The sequence below is a fragment of the Massilia glaciei genome, assembly GCF_003011895.2.
GTDB lineage: Bacteria > Pseudomonadota > Gammaproteobacteria > Burkholderiales > Burkholderiaceae_D > Telluria_A > Telluria_A glaciei.
The window spans coordinates 1-1,513 of record NZ_PXWF02000311.1; the positions used below are offsets into that span (position 1 = coordinate 1).

The window sequence follows — 1,513 nt, forward strand, 5'->3', positions numbered from 1 at the left end:
GGCGCTGTCGGCGCTGCGGGTGAGGGTGCGCGCGTCGGGCGCGTCGCGCGGATAGAGCGAGACCCCGATGCTCGCGCTCACATGCAACTGGTGCGATTCGATCTCGAACGGCTCGGCCAGCGCGGCGAGGATCTTGCGCGCCTCGTCGCCGGGCCCTTCGCCGTCGCCGGCCGGATCGACGATGACGGCGAATTCGTCGCCGCCGATGCGGCAGATCAGGCCGCCCCCGCGCAGCGCCTGCACCAGGCGCTGCGCCACCAGCTTGAGCAGGCTGTCGCCGCAGTCGTGGCCGAGGGTGTCGTTGACCACCTTGAAATTGTCCAGGTCGAGCAGCAGCAGGGCGACCGCGCCGTGCCCGCGGTCGGCGCGCAGCAGCGCCTGGCCGAGCCGCTCGTTGAACTGGTGCCGGTTCGGCAGCGCCGTGACGGCGTCGACGTGGGCCATGAAGTGCAGGTGCGCCTCGGCGCTGCGCACCTTGCGCCGCATCCGCGCCACCAGCGCCCAGGCCAGCCCCAGCGAGCACAGGGCGATGCCCAGCGTCAGGCCGGCATAGGTGAACAGGCGCGCGAACAGGCCGTCGAGCGAGGCGCGGATGCGCACGAAGCCGATCTGCTGGTCGTTGACCCGGATCGGCTCGGCCACGTCGAGGTGGTCGGCGTGGTAGGCGTGCCCGGCCGCGGCCAGTTCGGGCGACGGCGGCGCCAGCTGCGGCGCGTTGCTGCGCTGGTAGCGCGCCAGCGTGGCGCCGCCGGCGTCGAAGATGGCGGCCCCGGTCACGCTCGGCGAGGCCGCCAGCCCGGACAGCGTCTCCTCGCCGGCGGGCCCGTCCCGGAACATCAACGCCGCCGCGCTGTTGTTGCCGACGATGCGCGCCTGCACCCGCAGGTCGTCGGCCAGCGCCCCGCGCAGCGCCAGGAACTGGGACCCGATCAGGGCCGCGCTGGCCAGGCACACGGCGGCGCCGGCGGCGAGCGCGTTGGCCAGCGCCATCCGGTCGCCGGGCCGCCGGCGCGCCTCGTGCGGCGCCCTCAATGGACGCTCCGGGCCAACCGCAGCAGTTTTGAGCTCAGCACCAGGCCGGCGGCGCGCGCGGCGCCGAGGTCGACGTCGAAGCCGATGCGCGCGTGCTCGGACCACAGGCCGATCACGGCGCCGTCGGCGGCGCCGGGCTCGCGCTCGGAGACCGTGAGCACGTGGGCCGCGGCCAGCGCGGCGGGCGAGCCGGCCCAGCGTTCGCGCCCGCCGCGCTCGAGCACCAGCAGGTGGCAGCCGGCCGCGCCCGGCGGCGTGCCCAGCAGCGCGACGCGGTGGCCGTTGACCATCTTGCCGCCCAGTTTGCCGAGCGCGCCGTACAGCGCGCCGTCCGGGCTGGCGCACACGACGATCGGCGCGGCGGCCGGCAGCGCGCGCGCCGGCCAGGCGGTGAACACGGCGAAGTTGAACACGAACGCGGCCTTGAGCTCGTCCTCGGGCACCGGCTGGGCGCGGGCCGGCGCGCCCGCGCCCAGCAGCG

Annotated in this window: 2 protein-coding genes; both read right to left on the reverse strand. The window is 75.8% G+C overall.

Features of this window, described 5'->3' with window-relative positions:
• A partial coding sequence (locus tag C7C56_RS24565; RefSeq protein ID WP_229458975.1) for a diguanylate cyclase domain-containing protein occupies positions 1-1,032 on the reverse strand: 1,032 nt, incomplete at its 3' end.
• Complete coding sequence (locus C7C56_RS24570; RefSeq protein ID WP_229458976.1) at positions 1,029-1,511, reverse strand: YfiR family protein; 483 nt, start codon at positions 1,509-1,511, stop codon at positions 1,029-1,031. The genes C7C56_RS24565 and C7C56_RS24570, both read right to left, overlap by 4 nt.
• Positions 1,512-1,513 lie beyond the last annotated feature (2 nt).